Annotated in this window: 18 protein-coding genes and 1 pseudogene; 8 read left to right on the forward strand and 11 right to left on the reverse strand. The window is 71.6% G+C overall.

Features of this window, described 5'->3' with window-relative positions; translation table 11 throughout:
• The first annotated feature begins 44 nt into the window (after window positions 1–44).
• The 4 genes from ACIG3E_RS34225 to ACIG3E_RS34240 all read left to right on the forward strand — a co-directional run bounded on the left by ACIG3E_RS34225 (window position 45) and on the right by ACIG3E_RS34240 (window position 3,582).
• Window positions 45–1,343, forward strand: a complete 1,299-nt coding sequence (locus ACIG3E_RS34225) for a sensor histidine kinase (protein WP_399623682.1) — start codon at window positions 45–47, stop codon at window positions 1,341–1,343.
• Window positions 1,340–2,011: a response regulator gene (locus tag ACIG3E_RS34230; protein WP_399623686.1), complete on the forward strand. Its 672-nt coding sequence runs from the start codon at window positions 1,340–1,342 to the stop codon at window positions 2,009–2,011. The genes ACIG3E_RS34225 and ACIG3E_RS34230 overlap by 4 nt, the downstream gene beginning before the upstream one ends.
• Window positions 2,012–2,077: 66 nt before the next feature.
• Entirely contained in the window at window positions 2,078–2,542 is a 465-nt protein-coding gene (locus tag ACIG3E_RS34235) for a MerR family transcriptional regulator (RefSeq protein WP_399623688.1), read from the forward strand.
• Between the two features lie 8 nt (window positions 2,543–2,550).
• On the forward strand, window positions 2,551–3,582 hold the full coding sequence (locus ACIG3E_RS34240; protein WP_399623691.1) for an aldo/keto reductase: 1,032 nt from the start codon (window positions 2,551–2,553) through the stop codon (window positions 3,580–3,582).
• Here ACIG3E_RS34240 and ACIG3E_RS34245 read toward each other — a convergent pair.
• Entirely contained in the window at window positions 3,573–4,418 is an 846-nt protein-coding gene (locus ACIG3E_RS34245) for a class I SAM-dependent methyltransferase (RefSeq protein ID WP_399623694.1), read from the reverse strand. The genes ACIG3E_RS34240 and ACIG3E_RS34245 overlap by 10 nt on opposite strands.
• Before the next feature lie 108 nt (window positions 4,419–4,526).
• Between ACIG3E_RS34245 and ACIG3E_RS34250 the strand changes: the two genes are divergently transcribed.
• Window positions 4,527–5,111: a TetR family transcriptional regulator gene (locus ACIG3E_RS34250; RefSeq protein WP_399623697.1), complete on the forward strand. Its 585-nt coding sequence runs from the start codon at window positions 4,527–4,529 to the stop codon at window positions 5,109–5,111.
• Window positions 5,112–5,155: 44 nt separating this feature from the next.
• On the opposite strand, the gene ACIG3E_RS34255 is transcribed toward ACIG3E_RS34250, so the two are convergent.
• The 3 genes and pseudogenes from ACIG3E_RS34255 to ACIG3E_RS34265 form a co-directional block, all read right to left on the reverse strand.
• The gene (locus ACIG3E_RS34255) at window positions 5,156–6,382 is read right to left on the reverse strand and encodes an SGNH/GDSL hydrolase family protein (RefSeq protein ID WP_399623699.1); all 1,227 of its coding nucleotides are present in this window, start codon (window positions 6,380–6,382) and stop codon (window positions 5,156–5,158) included.
• 167 nt (window positions 6,383–6,549) lie between these two features.
• A pseudogene (locus ACIG3E_RS34260) lies at window positions 6,550–6,936 on the reverse strand (cellulose-binding protein); the annotation flags it as partial.
• Between the two features lie 65 nt (window positions 6,937–7,001).
• Window positions 7,002–8,648: a glycoside hydrolase family 27 protein gene (locus tag ACIG3E_RS34265; protein ID WP_399623701.1), complete on the reverse strand. Its 1,647-nt coding sequence runs from the start codon at window positions 8,646–8,648 to the stop codon at window positions 7,002–7,004.
• A 494-nt stretch (window positions 8,649–9,142) separates the two neighbouring features.
• On the opposite strand from ACIG3E_RS34265, the gene ACIG3E_RS34270 reads away from it, so the two are divergent.
• The 3 genes from ACIG3E_RS34270 (at window position 9,143) to ACIG3E_RS34280 (ending at window position 13,996) form a co-directional block, all read left to right on the forward strand.
• Complete coding sequence (locus ACIG3E_RS34270; protein WP_399623703.1) at window positions 9,143–10,789, forward strand: glycoside hydrolase 43 family protein; 1,647 nt, start codon at window positions 9,143–9,145, stop codon at window positions 10,787–10,789.
• A 53-nt stretch (window positions 10,790–10,842) separates the two neighbouring features.
• Entirely contained in the window at window positions 10,843–12,927 is a 2,085-nt protein-coding gene (locus tag ACIG3E_RS34275) for a non-reducing end alpha-L-arabinofuranosidase family hydrolase (protein ID WP_399623706.1), read from the forward strand.
• A 103-nt stretch (window positions 12,928–13,030) separates the two neighbouring features.
• Entirely contained in the window at window positions 13,031–13,996 is a 966-nt protein-coding gene (locus tag ACIG3E_RS34280) for a glycoside hydrolase family 6 protein (protein WP_399623708.1), read from the forward strand.
• A gap of 60 nt (window positions 13,997–14,056) precedes the next feature.
• On the opposite strand, the gene ACIG3E_RS34285 is transcribed toward ACIG3E_RS34280, so the two are convergent.
• From ACIG3E_RS34285 to ACIG3E_RS34315, 7 genes are all read right to left on the reverse strand, one after another.
• Entirely contained in the window at window positions 14,057–15,136 is a 1,080-nt protein-coding gene (locus ACIG3E_RS34285; RefSeq protein ID WP_399623710.1) for an endo-1,4-beta-xylanase, read from the reverse strand.
• A gap of 120 nt (window positions 15,137–15,256) precedes the next feature.
• A complete protein-coding gene (locus ACIG3E_RS34290; protein WP_399623711.1) occupies window positions 15,257–17,479 on the reverse strand; it encodes a glycoside hydrolase family 3 N-terminal domain-containing protein in 2,223 nt (740 codons plus the stop codon).
• Window positions 17,480–17,527: 48 nt separating this feature from the next.
• Window positions 17,528–18,364, reverse strand: coding sequence for a carbohydrate ABC transporter permease (locus ACIG3E_RS34295; RefSeq protein ID WP_399623714.1), 837 nt, complete (start codon window positions 18,362–18,364; stop codon window positions 17,528–17,530).
• Complete coding sequence (locus ACIG3E_RS34300) at window positions 18,361–19,353, reverse strand: carbohydrate ABC transporter permease (RefSeq protein WP_399623715.1); 993 nt, start codon at window positions 19,351–19,353, stop codon at window positions 18,361–18,363. Before ACIG3E_RS34300 ends, ACIG3E_RS34295 begins: the two co-directional genes overlap by 4 nt.
• Window positions 19,354–20,688, reverse strand: coding sequence for an extracellular solute-binding protein (locus ACIG3E_RS34305; protein WP_399623717.1), 1,335 nt, complete (start codon window positions 20,686–20,688; stop codon window positions 19,354–19,356).
• A 131-nt stretch (window positions 20,689–20,819) separates the two neighbouring features.
• The gene (locus ACIG3E_RS34310) at window positions 20,820–21,878 is read right to left on the reverse strand and encodes a LacI family DNA-binding transcriptional regulator (RefSeq protein ID WP_399623719.1); all 1,059 of its coding nucleotides are present in this window, start codon (window positions 21,876–21,878) and stop codon (window positions 20,820–20,822) included.
• A 131-nt stretch (window positions 21,879–22,009) separates the two neighbouring features.
• Complete coding sequence (locus tag ACIG3E_RS34315; protein ID WP_399623721.1) at window positions 22,010–23,008, reverse strand: acetylxylan esterase; 999 nt, start codon at window positions 23,006–23,008, stop codon at window positions 22,010–22,012.
• Window positions 23,009–23,142 lie beyond the last annotated feature (134 nt).

The raw sequence follows: 23,142 nt of genomic DNA on the forward strand, positions 1-23,142 counted from the left end.
CTCACGCCCTCCCTTCCGCACGGTGACCACCGAGGACGCCCGGCATGACCAGCCACCACCCCCCGCCCACGAGCCCCGCCCCGGCGCGGGTCAGGACCGCGCTCCGCGGCGTGCGCGCCGACCTGGCGAGCTCGCGGGCCCTGCCGCTGCCGCCCTGGTCCTGGCCGCGCGGCCTGGGGTGGCTGCGTCGGCTCCCCCACGTCCTGGTCGTCCTCGCGGCCGCGGCGGTGGCGGCGACCGGCGCGGACCCGCCCGCCCGGCTCCTGGCCGTCGGGCACGCGGCCTGCTGGCCGGTGGCGCTGCGCCGCCCCGTGCCCGCGTGGTGGCTGTCGACGGCGTTCTTCGTCGTCATCCCCCTCGCGCATCCGCCCACGCCCGCCAACGAGTTGTGGACCTGGACCGTGCAGGCGGGCGTGCTCTTCCTGCTCGCGCTGCGGGTGCCAGCCGTGTCGGCGGCCGTGGCGGCGGGCCTGAGCGGCGCGGCCGGGACGGCACTGAAAGCGGCCGGGGGCGCCGTCGGCTCCTGGGACCTCGTGCTCTTCGGGCTCGTCCTGTTCGCCCTCGCGGTGCTGGTCGGCGGGGTGGCCCGGGGCCGCAGGGAGGACCGCGCCCGGCTCACCGCGCAGATCGCCGCCACCGCGCAGGAGCGTGCCGTGCGCACGGTCCTGGAGGAGCGCGCCCGGATCGCCCGCGAGCTGCACGACGTCGTGGCCCATCACATGTCGCTCATCTCCCTCCAGGCGGACGCGGCGCCCTACCGCGTCCCCGACCCGCCGCCCCAGCTCGCCGCCGAGTTCGCCTCGATCCGCGCCAACGCCCTGGAGGGCCTCGCCGAACTGCGGCGCTTGCTGGGCCTGTTGCGGGCCGACGCCCCCGGCGCGAGCACGGCCGCCACCGCCCCGCAGCCCTCGCTCGACTCGCTCGACACCCTGCTGGCACACGTGCGCGCCGCGGGGCTCCCCGTCGCCGTACGCGTCGACGGCGACCGCAGGCCGCTGCCGCCGGGGGTGGAGCTGTCGGCGTACCGCATCATCCAGGAGGCGCTCAGCAACGCCCTGCGCCACGCCCCCGGCGCCGAGGCGGCCGTCGAACTCGCCTACGCGCCGCGCGCGTTGCGGCTGTGCGTCACGAACGGGCCCGCCGCCAGGGCCTCCGCGCCCGCGCCGGGCGGCGGCCACGGCCTCACCGGGATGCGCGAGCGCGCTGCCATGCTGGAGGGCGACCTCGCCGCGGGCCCGCTGCCGGACGGGGGCTGGGAGGTCACCGCCGTCCTCCCGGCGCGCCCCGCCCCGCGCGACCTCCCCGGCCCGGACCCCACCACGGACAAGGACTCCCCCGCATGACGATCCGCGTACTGATCGCCGACGACCAGGCCATGGTGCGCGAGGCCCTCTCCGTCCTGCTCGGCGCCCAGCCCGACCTCGACGTCGTCGCCACGGCCGAGGACGGCGCCGCGGCCGTGGCCCGCGCCGCCGCACTGCGGCCCGACGTCGTCGTCATGGACATCCGCATGCCCGGCCTCGACGGCATCGAGGCGACCCGCCGGATCACCGCCGACCCCGCGTCACCGACGAAGGTCCTGGCCCTGACCACCTTCAACCTCGACGCGTACGTGTACGAGGCGCTGCGCGCCGGAGCGAGCGGCTTCCTCCTCAAGGAGGCCTCCGGCAGCCAGCTCGCCGACGGGATCAGGGTGGTGGCCCGGGGTGAGGCGCTGCTCTCGCCGGAGCTCACCAAGCGGCTCATCACCGAGTTCGCCCGCACCGGCCCGGCGGCGAAGCGGCCCACCGGCGTGGTCGTCGACCGGCTCACCGCACGCGAGACCGAGGTCCTCGTCCAGGTCGCCCAGGGCCTGTCCAACGCGGAGATCGCCGCGGCCCTCACCGTCGCCGAGGAGACCGTCAAGACGCACGTCGGCCGGATCCTGCACAAGCTGGCCCTGCGCGACCGCACCCAGGCCGCCGTCTTCGCCTACGAGTCGGGCCTCGTCACACCGGGCGCCACGACCTGACGCCGGGCCGCCCGCCCGTACAAAGCACTTGCTTCAAGTGCACTCGAACGCTTTAGCGTGATCGGCATGACGGTGACCGACAACGCCCCCTTGACAGCGCCGCGCCCGGACATCTGCGTGTCCCCGACGCTGCGGCATCCGCGCCCCGACGGCCAGGACCGCTACACGATCAGCGAGGTCGCGGCGTTCACCGGGCTCCGGGCCCACACCCTGCGCTGGTACGAGCAGATCGGTCTGATGCCGCACGTGGAGCGGTCCCACACCGGGCAGCGCCGCTTCAGCAACAGGGACCTGGAGTGGCTCGACTTCGTGGGCAAGCTGCGACTGACCGGGATGCCGGTCGCCGCCATGGTCCACTTCGCGGACCTGGTCCGCGGGGGCGAGGTCACCCACGCCGAGCGGCGGGAGATCCTGGAGCGGACCCGGCACGACGTCGTCGCGCGCCTCGCGGAGCTGCGGGAAGCCCTCACCGTCCTCGACGCCAAGATCACCTTCTACGCGGGCGCCGACCGGGCGCCGGAAGGGGCCTGAACGCCCTCATGAACACCTCCATCGAACCGATCCCCACGGTCCGCCTCGGCACCGAAGGACCCCTCGTCGGCGTCCAGGGCTTCGGCGCCATGGGCATCAGCGCCGCCTACGGACAGACCGACGACGCGGCGGCCCGCGACACCCTGGAGGCGACCGTCGAGGCGGGCGTCACCCTCATCGACACCGCCGACATGTACGGCAGCGGCGCCAACGAGGAGTTCCTCGCGCCGTTCGTCGCCGCGCACCGCGACGACATCACCCTGGCCACCAAGTTCGGCATCGAGACCCGCGCCGACGACCCCGGCCACCGGGCCATCCGCAACGATCCCGCGTACGTACGCCGGGCCGTCGAGGGAAGCCTGCGCCGCCTGGGCGTCGAGGTCATCGACCTGTACTACATGCACCGCAGGGACCCCGGGGTCCCGCTCGCCGAGTCCGTCGGCGCGATGGCCGAACTGGTGCGGGAGGGCAAGGTCAAGCACCTCGGCCTGAGCGAGGTCACCGGGGCCGAGCTGCGCGAGGCGTACGCGGTGCACCCCATCGCCGCCGTGCAGTCGGAGTGGTCGCTCTTCAGCCGGGACGTCGAGTACAGCGTGGTGGGCGCGGCCGCCGACCTCGGGGTCGCCTTCGTGCCGTACTCGCCGCTCGGGCGCGGCTTCCTCACCGGCGCCTTCACCGACGCGAGCGCCGAGCTCTCCAGCGACGACTTCCGCCAGTCGATGCCGCGCCTGAGCGGCGACAACGCCGTGGCGAACGCCGCCCTCCTGACACCCCTGCGCGCCATCGCGGCCGACCGCGGCGCCACCCCGGCGCAGATCGCCCTGGCCTGGGTGCAGCAGCGGGCCCAGGTGCACGGCCTTGCGGTGGTGCCGATCCCCGGCACCCGCAAGCGCGGGCGCCTCCTGGAGAACGCCGCGGCCACCAGGGTCACGCTGACCGCGGCCGAGCTCGCGCTCCTGGAGCCGATCGCGGGCCACGTCACGGGCGACCGCTACCCGGACATGTCCCTCACCTCCGCCGCGCGGGAGGCTCAGGCCTGACGGCGGGCCGTCAGGAGCCGACCGGTGCCGAGCAGCCGCAGGCCGTCCTCGGTCTCGTGCCGCCTCAGCCGCTCGGTGAGGCGGGTGTGGGCGAGCGCCCGCGCGTCGGCGTCGACCCGCTCCAGGAGGTGGCGGCCGGGGCCGGAGTCCAGCATGAAGCGGGCCGCGTCCTCGGCGTCGCGGCCCCAGGTCCCGTACGCCTGGACGCGTTCGGCCCGTACGTCGTGGAACCCGGCCGCCGTGAGCAGCCCCGCGGCGGTCTCGGCGTCGGCCAGGGAGAACATGCCGGGCCCTCCGGGCGCGCCGAACCCCCGCAGCGGCAGGACGTCGTCGAGCGCGCCGAAGGCCCGCAGCCACTCGGTGGTCTCCGGCTCGGCGGCGGTGAGGAAGGCGATCCGGCCGCCGGGCCGCAGCGCGCGGGCGACGTTGGCGAACGCGGCGACGGGGTCGGTGAAGAACATGACGCCGAAGCGGCTGATCGCCACGTCGAAGGCGGCGGGCGCGAGGGGGTGCACCTGGGCGTCGCCGTGCGTGAAGGAGACGTTGGCGATGCCCTCCGCCGCCGCCCGCTCCCGGGCGCGCTCCAGCATGGGCGCGGAGAGGTCGAGGCCGAGCGCGCGGCCGGGGCCGACGGCCCGGGCGGCCAGGCGGGTGGTGGCTCCGGCGCCGCAGCCGACGTCCAGGACCTCGTCACCGGCGCGGAGGGCGGCGGCGTCGAGCAGCGGCTGGTCGAACCCGCCGTTGACGGCGTTCCAGCGGTCCTGGTGGGCGGCCCAGTGGGCGCCCTCGTAGCCGTTCCATGCCTGTGCCTGGGCGGTGTTAGCGATGCCGTGCATACGGGATGACCTCCAGCGGTGGGAGCCGGGCACCCTAGAATGGGCGCGTGCCCAAATAGTATGGGCGCGCGCCCATACTGGCAATCGCCGTGTCCTGGGAGGGACTTGATGTCACCGCGCGGAGTTGCGATCCCCGATCTGCGAGAGCGGCTGTTCGACGCCGCGGAGCGCGTGCTCGCGCGGGACGGCGCCGCCGCCCTGACCAGCCGGGCCGTCACCGAGGAGGCGGGCTGCGCCAAGGGGGTGCTGCACACGCACTTCGCGGGCCTCGACCAGTTCGTCGCCGAACTCTGCCTGGACCGCTTCGCCCGCACCGCGGCGCGGGCGAAGGACCTGCCGGAGCGGGCGGGCACGGCCACCGTGGCCGAGCACCTCACCGCCGTGGCCGCGGCGGTCCTCTCCCTGGACCCGGGCGTCGTGGAGCTGGCCGTGACCCGCCCGGCCGCCACCCTGCGGATCCGCGAGGCCTGGCGCGCGGGCGCACCCGGCTTCGGCGCGGTGCAGGAGTCGATCGGCGCCTATCTCCGCGAGGAGCAGCGCCTGGAGCGCGTACCACGGGAACTGGACACGGCGTCCGTCGCCCTCGCCCTGGTCGGGACGCTGCACCATCTGCTGATGACGGGGTGGATGGGCACGGCGGATCCGCGAGGCGAGGTGGAGCGGCTCATCCGCGCGCTGGTCGGCGGGGCCTGAGGCCGGGCCCGCGGCTCCACCGACTCCGTCGTCGGCGGGTGCCGTCACCAGCCCATCGGCAGACCGGCGAGGTACGACGTGAGCCGGTCGGCGATGAGGCGGTCGTCGTGCGCCGAGTAGTGCCAGTGGCAGCCCTGGAAGTCCAGTCCCGAGTCGTCGAGGTACCAGTGGCGGACCCGGCTGTCACCGGCGTCGTTGCGCGCCTTGACCGCCTGCTGGACATGGGCGGCGTACGATCCGGTGCCGACGGCCACGAGGGTGGTGGTGGCTCCGTAGCGCGTCCGCAGCTTCTGGAGGAAGTCGCCGTAGGCGGTGCGGTAGGCGGCCGCGAGGCTGTCGGGTGTCCACGGCTCGCCGGGGTTGATGGCGGTCGAGAAGTCGTTGGTGCCGAGGTTGACCACCACGAGCTGAGGACGCCAGGTGCCCGGGTTCTGCCAGACGTCACCGGGCACGTTCAGCAGGGCGCGGTCGTAGAAGGTCCGGTACGTGGTGCCCGGCGAGTGCCCGTTGTAGTTGCGTACCATGCCTAGGCCCGAATAGGCGTTGAGCTGGTAGTCGGCGTTCAGTCGCCGGGCGGTGAGGGCGCCGTAGCTCACGTCGGCGTCGGTGGTCCGCCGGACCTGGTCCGAGGTGCAGTCGCGGGACGTCGACCGGTTGCCGTAGCCCACCGTGAGGGAGTCCCCGATGAACTCGATCTGTCGGCTGCGGGCCGTCGGTTTGCTCAGCACGGCACCGCCGGGCGCCGCGACGAAGCCTCCGAATGTGCTGGTGTCCCCCGGGCTGTCGTTGCGCTTGACGAGCCGGACGGAGTGTGTGCCCTCCCGCAGGCCATTGATCCAGTGCGTGGTCCGGCCGGGCGTGACCAGCGTGGCGACGGTGGCTCCGTCGACCTGGACGTCGTAGTCGGCGGCCCAGTCGTCCAGCACGATGCCCACGCCGGTGCCCCTGACGGTGCCCTCGAAGTACACGCCGGGCCAGCTGTACCGCACCGCGTCTCCGTCGTCCCTGACCCGCCCGGCGGTGTGCGCCTGCGCCAACACCCCTGTCACACGGGCCGGTTGCCACCGCTGGCGGGCCTCGACGGCCTTGCCTCCGCTCCGATTGGCCGACTCGTACCGCGCGTCCGGATCCACGGTGGCCGCCTGTGCCGTCCCGGCGGCACCGATGCCCGTCAGTTGCGCCGTCAGCAAAGCGGTCACCGCGGCGAGGAGCGCCGTGGGCCTTCCGCGTCTGCGCCACGCCTTTCTGAACGTCATAGGCACGCTCTTCATTCGCGTCTCCTTCACTGAGTGCGGTGCTGAACCGACCGCAAGCGAGTACGGCCCGCTCGGCCACGACCCCGGTCAAGCCGCGGTGGAAGGTGAAGCCGCTGCCCGCCCGGGGAGACTCCCGGGCGGGCAGCGCGCTCAGCGGTCGACGAGACGTCTCGGACTTCCGTTCACCGGACGTCGCGCGTGGGCGGGGTGGAGGTCTGGAACTGGGTGAAGAACTTCCACACCTCTCCCGGTAGCCAGGTTCGGGAGCCGCTGTCACCCGCGGCTCCGTCCTGCGGCGCGGCGATGTGTCCTTCGTCGAACGCGGCCCAGACCACCGGATGCCCGGCCGAGCAGCCCGAGTAGGCGGTGACCCGGTGCGTCAGGCTGCCCTGCGGCGGTTCCGGCGGGTTCTGCGGGGTGCAGCCGTTGTTCCTGACGAACCTGTCCCGCAGCGCCCGCCCGCCGGAGATGCCGAGGACGTTGTCCCGAAGGCCGTGCACTCCGAGGTAGGCGATGGGCCGGGTGCCGCCACTGCATCCGCTGAGCTGCCCGCCGCTCTGGACCGCGACCACGGCGGGCCACAAGAGCGATCTGGTCCTTGTCGTCATGCGACTCCCCTTCTGCCGTGTTCCGCTCAGGTGCGGGTCCACTTCTGGTTGGCCTGGCCGTTGCACGTCCACAGGACCAGCGGGGTCCCGTTGGCGGTACCGGCCCCGTTGACGTCGAGGCAGAGCCCGGCGTGGACGTTGCGGATCGACCCGTCGGAGCCGACGGTCCACTTCTGGTTGTTCTGGCCGTTGCAGGGCCAGGTGACCACGCGGGTGCCGTTGGTGGTGCCCTGGTTGTAGGCGTCCAGGCACTTGTCGCCGAAGACCCGGATCTCCCCGCCCGCCCACGTGGTCCACAGCTGGTTGGCGGCCGTGTGGCAGTCCCAGATCAGGGCCGTGGCCCCGGCGGCGGTGGAGGCGTTGTCCACGTCCACGCAGCGGCCGGACGCGCTGCCCCGCAGCCGCGAGGTGGTGGCCGCCTGCGGGCTGCCGCCGCTCACCCGGAACACGGCCACGCCGTGCGCGGGGACGCTCGCCGAGATCTGCCCGGAGGTGCTCGACGTACCGCCGGTCCACAGGTCGGTGAGGGTGAACGACCCACCGGACAAGCCGACTTGTGCGGCCGTGGTGGTCACGGTCTCGGTGCCGCCTCCTCTGTTGAACAGGCCCACCGCGACCGAGCCGTCGGACAGGGGCTTGGCGAACACCTCCGTACTGCCGTCGTCGCGCACCCTGCGCCCGCCCGCGCCCAGCCGATCCTGATTCACCGCCAGCAGCCTCGGGTTGCGCAGGATGGCGCTGACGTCGGCGGACATGGTGCGGATGTCGTTTCCGGCCATGAGCGGGGCGCCCATCAGCGCCCACAGGGCGAAGTGGGAGCGGGACTCGGTCAGCGACAGACCGGGACGGCCGACGACCAGCATGTCGGGGTCGTTCCAGTGTCCGGGACCTGACTGCGCCGCCAGCGGCGCGGTGACATCCAGGACGTTCCCGACGCCCATCGGATAGCTGTTGGTGTTGCCGTTCTGCCAGATGTCGAGCAGGTCCTCGGTCGTCCGCCACAGGTCGGCGACCTCGCCCCAGTTGTACGAGGCGCCGGTGGGAGTGTGGAAGCTGTTGGGGTTGATGCTGTAGACGATGGGCCGCCCGGTGGCGCGCAGGGCGTCGCGCATCAGCGTGAAGCGTTTGACCTGCTCGTCTCGGGTACCGCTGGAGGAACACCAGTCGTACTTGAGGTAGTCGACGCCCCACGAAGCGAACGTGGCGGCGTCCTGGGCCTCGTGCCCGAGGCTGCCCGTCGACCCCGGGTAGGTTCCCACGGTCTGCGCGCAGGTGCGTTCGCCCGGCACCTGATAGATGCCGAACTTCAGCCCCTTGCCGTGGATGTAGTCCCCGAGCGCCTTCATCCCGCTCGGGAACTTGGTGGGATTGGCCCGCAGATTTCCGGCCGCGTCGCGCTGCGGGTCGAACCAGCAGTCGTCGACCACCACGTACCGGTAGCCGGCCTCGCGCATGCCCGAGGACACCATCGCGTCGGCGGCCTGGCGGACCTGGGCCTCGGTGATCCCGCACCCGAAGCTGTTCCAGCTGTTCCAGCCCAGCGGCGGGGTCAGCGCCGGGCTGCCCGGCGCGGCCGATGCGGGGGATGGGGCGGAGGCCGTCACGGACGCGGTGACCGTCAGCGCAGCGGCCGCGAGGAGACGGAGCAGTCGCCCGCGTGAACGTCTGAGCACCAGGAACTCCTTTGGCGGAAGAGCGACATGGGGGGTGGTCTCTTCCCAGCGCCACGTCCATGACACTTCAAGAAAGAGTGATGAGCGTTCGAAATCTCGGATGCCATTCGAGGTCTCGACGTTCCACGGATACTAGAGAGGCGGCTGAGCATGTCAACACCTCCGGACGATTCGGCCCTGTCGGGCGACCACGCAGGGCCGGAAGGGCTGCGCATCTGCGCCCCCGCCCGCTCAACTGACCTGCGGCGCCTCGGCGTTATACGCGACGAATGTTTCGATGCCGTTCAGGAATCATGTGCAAAGTATTGACGAGGGACACCGACTCCTTAGTATCCAGAATGCTCGACCGGTCAACCTTTGTTCGACATCCCGAACGTAGAGCCGCTCCGCACACACGAATCTCCGCACGCACGAACCTCCGCACGTAACGCATCAAGGCACCTCCAGGCAACGCCAACCCCCACGGGCCGGGCCACACAAGGAGACCGCCACGCATGGATCTGTCATGCCCTCATCAATACCCGTCCCGTCGCCGTGCCCTCGCGACGGCCACCGGCCTCGCCGGCGGCGCGGTCCTCGCCCTGGCCGGAGCCTCCTCGGCCGCCGCCTCCGCTCCCGACCAGGGCGCCGCCCTCGCGGCCGACCAGTACCAGAACCCGGTGATCTGGCAGGACTTCGCGGACATCGACGTCATCCGCGTCGGCGACACCTACTACGCCTCGGCCTCGACGATGCACTACTCGCCGGGCGCGCCCGTCCTGCGGTCGTACGACCTGGTGAACTGGGAGATCGCCGGTCACTCGGTGCCGGTCCTCGACTTCGGCGCCAAGTACGACCTGAACGGCGCCCGCGGCTACGTCAGAGGGATCTGGGCATCGTCCCTGGCGTACCGCCCGAGCAACAGGACCTTCTACTGGCTCGGCCAGATCGACTTCGCCCGGACGTACCTCTACACCGCCACCGCCGTCGAGGGGCCGTGGAGCAGGCTGACGACGATCAGCACCCCCTACTACGACGCCGGGCTGCTCGTCGACAGCGACGACTCCCTGTATGTGGCGTACGGCAACACCACCATCAGCGTGGCCCAGCTCTCGCCCGACGGCCGCCAACAGGTCCGCACGCGGGAGGTGTTCACCACACCGCCGAGCGTCGGCACCCTTGAGGGCTCCCGCTTCTACAAGATCGACGGGCAGTACTACATCTTCCTGACCCGCCCCGCGAACGGCCAGTACATCCTGAAGTCGTCGGGCGGTCCCTTCGGTCCGTACACGATGCGGCAGGTGCTCCTCGACCTGCGCGGGCCGATCCCCGGCGGCGGCGTCCCGCACCAGGGCGGGCTGGTCCGGACCCAGCAGGGCGCCTGGTACTACATGGCCTTCGTCGACGCGTACCCCGGCGGCCGGATGCCCGTACTGGCGCCGGTCACCTGGACCCCGGACGGCTGGCCCGTCGTCCAGCTGGTGAACGGCGCGTGGGGCACCTCGTACCCCAGCCCGGCCGTGCCCCCTCCGCCCCGCCAGGTCACCCCCATGATCGGCGTCGACACCTTCGACGGCACCACCCTCAAGCCGAGATGGGAGTGGAACCACAACCCGGACAACACCAAGTGGTCGGTCGGCGACGGCCTGACCCTGCGGACCGCGACCGTCACCCAAGACCTGTACGGGGCCCGCAACACCCTCACGCACCGCATCCAGGGGCCCACCTCCACCGCCACCGTCCAGCTCGACCACTCCGCGATGCGGGACGGCGACCGGGCCGGACTCGCGCTGTTGCGCGACTCCTCCGCGTGGATCGGCATCACACGCGACAGAGGCGCGACGCGGGTGGTGATGGTCAACGGGCTGGCCATGGACGGCAACTGGAACACCACCCACACCGGCACCGAGGCCGCGAGCGCGCCCGCCCCGGGCGGCCGCGTCTGGCTCCGCGCGCACGCGGACATCCGCCCCGGTGCGCCACGCCCCGGGACCTTCTCCTACAGCACCGACGGCACCACCTTCACCCGCCTCGGCCCCGCCTTCACCATGGGCAACGACTGGCGGTTCTTCATGGGCTACCGATTCGCCCTCTTCAACCACGCCACGCAGGCGCTCGGCGGCGCGATCCGCGTCCTGCGCTTCGAGCTGTCCACCCCCTGACCCGTCCCCATCGATCGGACCCCCACCCCCACCCCCACCCGACGAGGAGCACCATGAGCCCCTTCAAGCTCGGCCGCCGCCGGGCCTCGGTCCTAGGCCTGCTGGCCGCGGCCGTCCTGGTGACGCCCGGGACCGCGACCGGCGCACCCGACGCCGCCGAGGCGAAGGCATCCACTCTGGGCGCCCAGGCGGCCCAGTCCGGACGGTACTTCGGAACCGCCGTGGCCGCCGGACGGCTCGGCGACAGCACGTACACCACGATCCTGCGCCGCGAGTTCAATTCGGTCACGCCCGAGAACGAGATGAAGTGGGACGCCACCGAGCCGTCCCGCGGCCAGTTCACCTTCGGCGCGGCCGACCGCATCGTCAACGAGGCGACGGCCCGCGGCCAGCGCGTCCGCGGCCACACCCTGGTCTGGCACTCCCAGCTGCCCGGCTGGGTCAGCTCCATCAGGGACGCGAACACACTGCGCGGCGTGATGAACAACCACATCACCACCGTCGCGAACCGCTACAAGGGCCGGATCCACTCCTGGGACGTCGTCAACGAGGCCTTCGCCGACGGCCCCAGCGGCCAGCTCCGCAGCTCGGTCTTCCGGGACGTGCTGGGCAACGGCTTCATCGAGCAGGCCTTCCGCACCGCGCGCTCGGCCGACCCGGCGGCCAAGCTCTGCTACAACGACTACAACATCGAGAACTGGAGCGACGCCAAGACCCAGGGCGTCTACCGCATGGTGCGCGACTTCAAGGCGCGCGGCGTGCCCGTCGACTGCGTCGGCCTCCAGGCCCACTTCGGCACCGGCGGCCCGCCCGCCAGCTTCCAGACGACCCTGTCGAACTTCGCCGCCCTGGGAGTGGACGTCCAGATCACCGAGCTGGACATCGCCCAGGCGTCACCGACCGCGTACGCGAACACGGTCAGGGCCTGCATGAACGTCGCGCGCTGCACCGGCATCACCGTCTGGGGCATCCGCGACAGCGACTCCTGGCGGGCCTCGGAGAACCCGCTCCTTTTCGACCGCAACGGCAACAAGAAGCCCGCGTACAACGCGGTCCTTACGACGCTGGGCGGCACGCCCGCCGCTCCCTCAAGGAGCAGGCCCGCCACCGCCCCCGCTGACACGCCCGCACCTCCCTCCAGCGGCACCCCCGCCGCCGCCCGCAGCGGCCCCAAGGCCGCCGCCCTGCCCAGCAGTTACTCGTGGAGCTCCAGTGGCCGGCTGATCTCACCGAAGTCGGACTCGACCCACAACATCGCCGGGATCAAGGATCCGACGGTCGTCCGGTACAACGGCAAGTACCACGTGTTCGCGAGCGTCGCCAGCTCGTCCGGATACAACCTGGTCTACCTGAACTTCAGCGACTGGTCACAGGCAGGCTCGGCCACGCACCACTATCTGGACCGCAGCGCCATCGGGTCCGGATACCGGGCCGCTCCACAGGTCTTCTACTACGCGCCCCAACGCCTGTGGTACCTCGTGTACCAGACCGGCAACGCCTCCTACTCCACCAACCCCGACATCAGCAACCCGAACGGGTGGAGCGCGCCGCGCAACTTCTACGCGTCGATGCCGGACATCATCAAGCAGAACATCGGCAACGGCCACTGGGTCGACATGTGGGTGATCTGCGACAGCGCCAACTGCTTCCTCTTCTCCTCCGACGACAACGGACACCTGTACCGCTCGCAGACGACCGTCGGCCAGTTCCCCCGCGGCTTCGCCAACACCGTCATCGCGGCCCAGGACTCCAACAAGTACGCCCTGTTCGAAGCGAGCAACGTGTACAAGGTGCAAGGCAGCAACCAGTATCTCCTCCTCGTCGAAGCCATCGGATCGGACGGCCGGCGCTACTTCCGCTCGTGGACCTCGGGCAGCCTGGCCGGTTCCTGGACGCCCCTCGCCGCGTCCGAGGGCAACCCGTTCGCGCGGGCCAACAACGTCGCCTTCCCCTCGGGCGCCTGGACCCGTGACATCAGCCACGGCGAGATGATCCGCGCGGGCTACGACCAGACACTCACCATTCCCGCATGCCGGCTCCAGTACCTCTACCAGGGCATGAACCCCAGCGCGGGCGGCGACTACAACCTACTGCCGTGGCGGCTCGGCCTCCTCACCCAGACCAACTCGACCTGCTGACCGACGGAACTGCGGGGAGTGCTCCTCATGAGCGTTATGGGAGCGCTCCCACTCTCACTGCCGACCTTCGCACGCATCCCTGTCAGGAAACCGAGGTACCGTCATGCGCCGCACACTCCGCACCCTGGCGGCAGCGCTCTGCGCTCTGCCACTGGCGCTCACCGTGGCACCGTCCGCCCACGCGACCGACCCGACGACCATGACCACGGGGTTCTACGTGGACCCCGACTCCAGCGCGAAGCGGTGGGTCGCCGCCAACCCCGGCGACGGCCGGGCGCCAGCGATCAACACCGCCCTCGCCAACACCCCGATGGCCCGCTGGTTCGGCTCCTGGAGCGGCGCCATCGGCACCGCGACGGGTGCGTACACGGGGGCCGCGGACCACGTGGACAAGCTCCCCCTCCTCGTCGCGTACAACATCTACAACCGCGACTACTGCGGCGGGCACTCCTCGGGCGGAGCCGCCTCGCCGTCCGCCTACGCGACGTGGATCGCCCAGTTCGCCGGCGGGATCGCCAAGCGCCCGGCCGTCGTCATCCTCGAACCGGACTCCCTGGGGGACTACGGCTGCATGACCCAGGACCAGATCGCCGAGCGCCAGGGCATGCTCACCGGCGCTCTGGCACAGTTCAACCGCCAGGCCCCCAACGCCTGGGTCTACCTCGACGCCGGCAACCCGGGCTGGGCGAACGCGGCGACCATGGCCCGGCGCCTCCACGAAGCCGGGCTCCGTCAGGCTCACGGCTTCTCGCTCAACATCTCCAACTACCACACCACCGCCGAGAACACCGCCTACGGCAACGCCGTCAACAGTGAACTGCGCGCCCGCTACGGCTACACCAAGCCGTTCGTCGTGGACACCAGCCGCAACGGCAACGGCTCCAACGGCCAGTGGTGCAACCCCGCAGGCCGACGCATCGGCACCCCCACCCAGACGGGCGGAGGCGCCGAGATGCTCCTGTGGATCAAGGCTCCGGGCGAGTCCGACGGCGACTGCGGCGTCGGAACCGGCTCCACGGCCGGACAGTTCCTCCCCGAGGTCGCCTACAAGATGATCTACGGCTACTGACCCAGGACGCCCGTGGCCCGGCCCGCCCCCACACGGCGACCGGGCCACGGGCATCACCGCCTACGACGTGGTCGCCGTGAGCGCCTTGCGGAGCGCGTCGTAGGCGGGCTTGTGCCGGAGGTTCTCGTCCCAGGGCAGGGCCGCGCCCTCACCGGGGAAGGTGGCGGGGATCCAGGAGTGGCGGTCGGAGTAACCCCACAGGGTGATGCCGACGCAGCGGCGCACGGCGAGGCAGGCGCTGGTCACCTGCCCGTACCAGTCGGCCTGTTGGGCCAGCTCGGTCGCGTCGGAGGGCAGGATCATGCGGATGTCGAGCTCGGTGATGGCGACGTCGACACCGAGGTCGGCGAACCGCTGGATGTTCTGCCGCATCTGGTACGGGAAGCCGTACTGCAGCGCCAGGTGGGCCTGCATGCCGAAGCCGTCGATGGGCACGCGGTCGGCCTTGAGCCGCTTGATGAGGGTGTAGTACGCGTCCGACTTCGCACCCGTGCCCTCGACGTTGTAGTCGTTGAGGTAGAGCTTGACCCTGGGGTCGGCGGCGCGGGCCCAGCGCAGGGCGTCGGCGATGTAGCCGGGGCCGAGGGTCTTGTAGAAGATGTTCTCCCGGTACGTGCCGTCCTCGTTCATGATCTCGTTGGCGACGTCCCAGGCGAAGACCTTGCCCCGGTAGTGCTTGACCACCTTCGTGATGTGGTTCTTGAGGATCGAGCGCAGCTCGTCCGCGGTCCAGGTGCCGGAGGTGAGCCAGCTCGGGAGCTGGTTGTGCCACAGCAGGGTGTGGCCGCGCACCTTCAGGCCCTTGGCCTTCGCGTAGTTCACGATCTCGTCGCCCGCGGTGAAGTCGAAGACGCCGCGCCGGGGTTCGGTGGCGTCCCACTTCATGCCGTTGCCGGGCGTGGTCTGGCCGAACTCGGTGCCGAGCAGGTCGGCGTACGGAGTGTCGGCGAGCTCCGGGTTGTCGACGGCGGAGCCGAAGTACCGGCCGTGCTGCCGGGCCAGGTCGTCGAGGGTGGCCGCCCGGTCCCGGTGCGGGCTCGCCGCGTCGGCGGCCGGGGCGACGGTGAGGCCGAGCAGCAGGGCCGCGGACGCGGCGAGCGCGGCGGCTGTGACGCGGGGACTGCGGGTGCGGGTACGCATGGGTGTCTCTCCTCGGTTGGTGGGTCTCACCTACGGGGTAGGGCGTGCGGTCGGCCTTGCGCCTGCCTGCCTGCCCGGCTGGCTGCCCGACTGGCTGGCTGGCTGGCTGGCTGCGCGGTCCTACTTCACGCGCATCTCGCACCACATCCGGCGCTCGTGCCCCACCTGCCGCACCGCCCCCGTCAGAGTGAGCGACACCGTGTGGTGGACCTGCTCACTGGAGGCGGCGACCCGCAGTTCGAGGGCTCCCGGTTCGACGAGGCGACGGCCATCGGCTCCGGTGTACGCGGCGAGGTCGGCGGGGAACGTGGCATGGACCTCGGCCGAGGCACCGGCGTCGAGCGGGACGCGGGCGTAGCCGACGAGCCGGACCTCGGGGCGGGCGACGGTCCCGACCGGGTCGTGGAGGTAGAGCTGAACGACCTCGGTGCCTGCCCGGCCGCCCGTGTTGCGTACGGTCAGGCGCAGCGTGGTGTGGCCGTCGGTGGCGAACTCCGGGGCGTCGCACTGCGGTTGGCCCCAGTCGAACGTGGTGTAGCCAAGGCCGTGCCCGAACGGGTACAGGGGGGTGGGGTCCACGGTGCTGGGGAAGCCGTCCCGGCCGAGCGGCGGGGCCAGATACGGGGCGGGCTGGCCGCCGGGGCCGCGCGGCACGGCGACGGGGAGGCGCCCGGACGGGGCGACGCGACCGGACAGGACCCCCGCGACGGCGCCGCCGCCCTCCTGCCCGGGGAAGAACGCCTGCACGACGGCGGCGGCCCGGTCGGCCCAGCGGCCGAGTGCGTAGGGCCTTCCGCTGAGCACGACGATGACGACCGGCACACCGGAGGCCATCGCCTCGTCCAGCAACTCCGCCTGGCCGTACGGCAGGCTCAGATCCTCCGCGTCACAGCCCTCGCCCGACGAGCCACGCCCGAACAGGCCCGAGCGGTCCCCGACCACGGCCAGGCAGACGTCCGCACCTGCCGGATCCTCGACGAACTCGGCGCCCGGCAGCTCGGTGCGCAGCGCCTGCGCGAGCGTCGGCACCTCGACCCCCGTCGGCAGGCCGGGGTGGTGGACGCCGACGTGCCGGGGGAACGTGTAGCAGCCGAGCATGGCGGCCTGCTCGTGGGCGAGCGGGCCGAGGAGCGCGATGCGCAGCCCGTCGTCGAGGGGCAGCACCCGAGAGTCGTTGGCGAGCAGCACGACCGATTCCTCCGCCACCCTGCGCGCCAGCTCCCGCATGTGCGGAGGGTTCAGGTCGGCGGGCACGCCACCGGTGGCGGGTTCCCCTTCGGGGTCGAACAGGCCCAGTTCGCACTTCTGGGTGAGGACGCGCAGCGCGGCCCGGTCGAGCAGGTCCTCGGGGAGCGGGTCCGCGGGGCTGAAGCAGCGGGCCGCGGGGAGTTCCACGTCGACCCCCGCCGCGAGGGCGAGCCGCGCCGCGGCGCCTTCCCCGTCGGCGACCCGGTGCGCTTCCTCGAGGAGCGAGACGCCGTAGTAGTCCGAGACCACGGTCCCGGTGAACCCCCATTGGTGACGCAGGAGCTCCGTGAGCAGCCGGGCGTGGGCATGGGCGGGCAGGCCGTCGATGTCGTTGTAGGCGGGCATCACGGAGCGGGCGCCGCCGTCGCGCACCGCCATCTCGAACGGCGGCAGGATCACGTCGGCCAGTTCGCGCGGGCCGAGAGAGGCGGGGGCGTGGTTGCGGGCGGCGCGCGAGGCCGAGTACCCGGCGAAGTGCTTGAGCGTGGCGACGATGCCCGCCGCCTCAAGGCCTCGTACGTACGCGGTGCCGATGGTGCCGACCAGGTACGGGTCCTCCCCGATGGCCTCCTCGGTGCGGCCCCACCGCGGGTCCCGTACGACGTCCAGGACCGGGGCGAGTCCCTGGTGGATGCCGACCGCGCGCATCGACGCACCGATGGCCTGTGCCATCTCCGTGATCAGCTCAGGGTCGAAGGAGGCGCCCCAGGCGAGCGGAGTGGGAAAGACGGTGGCCTGCCAGGCGGTGAAGCCGGTCAGGCACTCCTCGTGAGCGAGCGCGGGCAGTCCGAAGCGGTTGCCGGCGCGGATGGTGCGCTGTAGCTCGGCGAGGCGGGCAGCGCCCTCGGCGGGTTCGACGGGGACGGTGCCGAAGGGGCGGGTGAGGTGGCCGACCCCGTGCGGGAGCAGGGCGTCGAGGGCGGCGCTGCGGGCCGCGTAGGTGTGCTGTCCGGGGGCGACGTCCGCGCCCTCGGTGTCGGCGCCGATCCATACGCTGGACAGCTGGGCGGTCTTCTCCTCGGTGGTCATTCGGGCGAGCAGGTCCGCCGCCCGGACGTGGGCGGGCAGGGTGGTGTCCTGCCATGGCTCGGCCATGGAACTCCTCACATGAGTACGAGTCGGGGGATGTCGGTGCGCGCGGGCTCAGCCCTTGGTGGCGCCCAGCGTGATGCCGCCGATCAACTGCCGTTCGGCCACCGCGTAGAAGGCGAGCGCGGGCACCATGGCGAGGATCAGGTACGCGAAGACGCGGGCGATGTCGGAGGCGTACTGGCCCTGGAACTGCTGGACGCCGATGGGGATCGTCCACCAGGTGGGTTCACTGAAGACGAGCAGGGGCAGCAGGAAGTTGTTCCAACTCCCCACCACGGCGAGGACGGAGACCGTGCCGAGGGCGGGCCGGGCCATCGGCAGCAGGATCCGCCAGAAGAAGCCGAACGGGGAGCAGCCGTCGAGGGTGGCGGCCTCCTCCAGCTCGCCGGGGATCTCCCGGAAGAAGCCGCGCAGGATGACGATGGTCACCGGAAGGCCGAACGCGGCCTGCGGCAGGACCACGCCCCACGGGTCGTCGAGCAGCCCGAAGGTGCGCAGCAGGATGAACAGCGGAAGGATCGCCACCGCGAACGGGAACATCAGGCCGATGGTGAAGAACGTGAACACCACCTCCCGTCCGCGGAAGGCGAATCGGGCGAGTGCGAACGCCGCGAGCGCCGCCGTGCCGACCGTCAGCAGGGTCGTCCCCACGGCGATCAGGGTGGAGGAGCCGAGCATCCGCCAGAACGAGCCGGAGGCCAGTACGTCCGTGTAGTTGGACGTGACCCACGGCGAGGGCAGGCCGAAGGCGTTCTGTGAGAGCTGGTCGGTGGACTTGAACCCGGAGACGAGCGCGTAGAGGAGCGGCGTGATCATGACCACGCCGACCACCCACACGGTCACGTACACGGGCAGGGAGCGCAGCCTGCGCCGCAGGGTCGGGGTCATCGGTTGCCTCGCATCGTGGTGAGGGCTCCTTCGGTGTCGCGGCGCAGCACGAACCGCTGGTAGGCGAGGGCGAAGACGAGACTGATGAGGAACATCGCGATGCTGATCGCGCTGGCGTAGCCGATCTGGTAGCGCTTGAACCCGAACTGGAAGAGCGTGACGGCCAGCGTCTCGGAGTGGTGGTCGGGTCCGCCCTGGGTCACCACCCAGACCAGGTCGAAGAGCTGGATCGCGCCGATCACGGACAGGAAGACGCTGATGCGGATCGTCGGCCCGAGCAGCGGCAGGGTGATGTGGCGGAAGCGCTGCCAGGGCCCCGCGCCGTCGATGCGGGCCGCCTCGTGCAGCTCGGCGGGGACGCCCTGCAGTCCGGCCAGGTACAGCATCATGTGGAAGCCGAAGTACTTCCACATCATGACGAGGAACAGGGTGGCCAGGACGTGGTCCTGGTCGGCGAACCACAGCCCGCCCACGCTGTCGAGGCCGACCGCGCCGAGCGTCTTGTCGGCGAGCCCCTCGTCCGGCGCGAAGATCATGGCGAACAGGACGCCGGTGATGACCTCGGAGAGTACGTACGGGGCGAAGAACAGCATCCGGTAGAAGGCCCGGCCGCGCAGTTTCTGGTTGAGCAGCACGGCCATGGCGAGCGCGAAGGGCAGCTGGATCCCCACGGACAGCAGGACGAGCAGCAGGCCGCGCCACAGGTCGCCCAGGAAGACCGGGTCGTCGAGGAGGCGGGTGTAGTTGTCGACGCCCGTGAAGTCCGAAGGGGAGCCGAATCCGCCCCAGTTGAAGAAGCTGACGTACAGCGCGTACAGGATCGGCGCGAGCACGAAGAGCCCGAACAGGACGAGGGCGGGCACGGTGAAGACGAAGGCGGTCAGCCAGTCCCGCACCCGGCGGGCGAGCGGGCGCCGGTTCGGCCCGCTCGCGTCCGGCTCCTTGGCGAGGGCGGGCCGCTTGTCGCGTATTCCGGTCGTCGTCGTCATCTACTGGCTCTTGGCGACCTGGGTGACCGAACGGGCCACCTGCTCCGGCGACTTCGAACCGGCGATGAGACCGGCGACCGAGTCGTTGATCTCCTGCCCGACGGCCGGCGAGTATGCCTGGTCGAGGTAGAGCTGGAAGCCGGTCGCCTTGCCCAGGGTGTCCGAGACGGCCTTGAGGCTGGGGTCGGTCAGGGCGCTCACGGCGTCCTTGACGACCGGCATCATGGCGGACTTGGTCACGAGGACGCGGTCGGACTCGGGCGACATGAAGAACTTCAGGAAGTCGACGGCCGCCTTCGGCGCGCCCTTGCGCACCGCGTACCCGCCGCCTCCGCCGAACACGTCGGTGAGCGCGCCCTTGCCGCCCGCGACCGTGGGGAACGGGAAGAACCCGAGGTCCTTGCCGATGCCCTTGCCCGCGTCGGCCTGCACGACGGGTGCCCACTGGCCCATCAGCTCCATCGCGGCCTTGCCGTTGCCCATGGCCGCGGCCTCACCGGTGGGGGTGGAGTACGCGGCACCGAGGAAGCCCTTCTGGAACGGCTCCAGGTCCACGAGTTCCTTGAGGTGTTCGCCCGCCTTGACGAAGTCGTCGCCGCTGAAGTCCTTGGCGTCCGCGGCCTTCTGCATGCCGTCGACCCCGGCGATCCGCAGGGCCAGGATGGCCCAGTAGTACATGCCGGGCCACTTCTCCTTGCCCGCGAGGGCGATGGGCGCGGTCCCGGCGCTCTTCAGCTTCTTGACCGCGTCGAGGTAGTCGGCCCAGGTGGTGGGCGGGGCGCTGATGCCCGCCTTGGCGAACAGCGCCTTGTTGTACCAGAAGCCGACGGCGCCGATGTCGAAGGGCACGGCGTACGTCTTCCCGTCGAACTGGTACGCCTTGACCGACGCCGGGACGAGGGTGCCGGTCAAGGTGCTGACGGAGTCCGTGAGGTCCTCCACGAGCCCCGCGTCGATCTGCTGCTCGAGAATGCCGCCGCCCCATGTGTGGTAGATGTCCGGCAGCTTTCCGGAACTGGTCAGCGCCGTCATCTTCGACTTGTACGCCTCGTTCTCCAGCGTGACGAGCTTGATGCGCACATCGGGGTTCTTGGCCTCGAAGGCCTTGGCCCGCTCGGGCCAGACGGACTGCGAAGGCTCCGTGGTCTGGATGTTCCACCACTCCACGACCGTGCGGCCCTCGCTGTCGGTGGTCGCGGCCCCGGAGTCCGAGCAGGCGGACAGACCGGCCGCGGTGAGTCCCACCGCCGACGCGGTCCCCAGGAACCGGCGACGGGAGAAGCGGGAGGACGCGGCGCCGGAGGCGGACGCGGCGGCTCTATCGAAGGCTGGCATGGCACACCTTCCGGAAGTATTCCGAAAATTTTCGGGAGACGGTCACGGAAGTTACGGACATGAAGAGGGGGTGTCAACGGCCCTGACAAAATGGGCCGTTGACACCCCCTCTTCACGGGGCCGCCGTTCCGCTACGCGCGGCGCGGCCGCGCCGTGCTCGCGCGGATCACCAGCTCCGTCGCCAGCTCCACCCGGAGCGAGGCGGGCGCCACGGACCGGGCGAGATCGAGGACGGCGCGGGCCGCCAACTTGCCCATGTCGGACAGGGGTTGGCGGACCGTCGTGAGCGGCGGGGACGACCAGCGCACCTCCGGAAGGTCGTCGAAGCCAATGACGCTCAGGTCCTCCGGCACGCGCAGGCCGCGCCGACGCAGCGCCTCGATCGCGCCGAGCGCCATCTGGTCGCTGGCCGCGAAGATCGCGGTGGGCGGTTCGTCCAGGTCGAGCAGCCGGTTCGCGCCGGTGAACCCGGACTCGTGGTAGAAGTCGCCGGGCACGATCAGCGCGTCGTCGACCGGCGCCCCGGCCCCGTCGAGTGCGGCCCGGTAGCCGTCGAGGCGGGCCCGGGAGCACAACAGCCGGGGCGGGCCCTCGATGAACCCGATCCTGCGGTGGCCGAGCCCGAGCAGGTGCTCCGTGGCGGACATGCCACCGGCCCAGTTGGTGGCTCCGACGGTAGGCGCCTCGGTGGCGGGCGATCCGGCCGGGTCGATCACCACCAACGGCACGCCCAGGTTCCGCAGTTCGTCGTGGAGCCCGGGTTCGAGCACCGAGGTCACCAGGATCACGCCGTCCGAGGCGCGGGCCCGCAGATTGGTCATCCACTGCCGGGCCGCGCCCGCCCGGTCATGGATCGCGGAGACCACGGTGCCCACGCCCTGCTCGTGTGCGACCTCCTCCACACCCCGGATGATCTCCACGGCCCAGGGGCTGTCGAGGTCGTTGAAGACCAGGTCGAGCAGGGCCGCCCGGGCCCCCAGGGCCCCCGGGCGACGGCGGTAGCCGTGCCGGTGCAGCAGGTCCTCGACGCGGGCCCGGGTGGCGGGTGAGACGTCGGAGCGCCCGTTGACGACGCGCGAGACGGTCGGCACGGACACCCCGGCCTCCCGCGCGATCTCGCTGATCGTCACCTTGGCCGCCCCGTCCGGGCTCCGCGTGCCTGTCCTGCCCTTGGCGCGTTCCCCGGCCACCGGCCCCACCTCCGTCACTGTGCGCCCGGAATACCTCCGGGAGCTTTCCGGAAACCGTAGGACATGCCGTCCGCTGCCCGCCGGTCACCCCGTCCTTCCGTCCGACTCCTCGAACATACCGCGCGCCTCGCTCACGCCGCGTCACCGCTCACGACGCGGCGCAGCCAGTCGAGTTGGCGCCGCACATGGACCGCGTCGCCGCCTTCGTGCTGGTTGAACGGGTAGGCGTGGATCTCCTTGACCGCCTCGCGTCCGCTCAGCTCGCCGTAGCGGTTGTACGCGGCGTACGCGCCGCTGGGTGGGCAGACGGTGTCCCGCAGGCCGGTGCCGAAGTGGGCGGGGGCGCCCGCGCGGCGGGCGAAGGAGATGCCTTCGACGTACGACAGCGTGCGGTACGCGGCGTCGACAGCACCCCGGTGCACGGCCAGGTAGGCGGCGATGTCACCGTACGGCCCGTCGTCGGTCAGGTCGAGGGCGCGCTCGATGCCGCACAGCAGGGGCGCCGTGACCAGGACCGCGGCCAGGTCCGGGACGAGCCCGGCGACGGCGAGGGCCACTCCCCCGCCCTGGCTGTTGCCGGTGGCCACGACGCGGGCCGCGTCCACGCCGGGCAGGGCGCGCAGCGCGGCGACCGCGCCTACGGCGTCGGTGATCAGCCGCCGGTAGTGGTAGTCGTGCGGGTCGAGCAGCCCGCGCACGGCAGGCCCTGGACCGCCGGGAGCGCTCGCGTGCGGGTCCGGCGTCGCGCCGCCGCTGCCGTAGAGGTCGCCCTGGCCGCGGTTGTCCATGAGCAGATGCGCGTATCCCGCGTTCACCCAGGTCAGCCGCTCGTGCGGGAGGCCGCGGCCGCGCCCGTACCCGGCGTACTCGACGACGCCGGGCAGGAGTTCTGGCGTAGCGGCGGGACGGGTGTACCAGGCGCGCACCGGGTCGCCGGCGAAGCCGCGGAAGGTGACGTCCCAACTCTCCACCAGGCGCAGTCCGTTGTCGACGGGTCGGGCCTCGATCAGCGGCTTCGGGTGGGCGGCGGCCTTGAGGGTGCTCTCCCAGAAGGCGTCGAAGTCGTCGGGTTCGCCGGGGTCGGGCCGGTGGTGTTCCAGCTGGTGGAGCGGCAGGTCGAAGGCAGGCACGGGCACCTCGCAGCGAGTCGGGTCGCGGGCTCCCCCTCCAGTCGCGTCACGGGCAGGCGTCGGGAGCGACTCAAGGTTGCGGTGACGCTACCGGAATATCTCCGAAAATTCTCGGCTGCGTCCTCCCCGCGGCG

This window comes from Streptomyces sp. NPDC053474 (assembly GCF_044544845.1).
Taxonomy (GTDB): domain Bacteria; phylum Actinomycetota; class Actinomycetes; order Streptomycetales; family Streptomycetaceae; genus Streptomyces.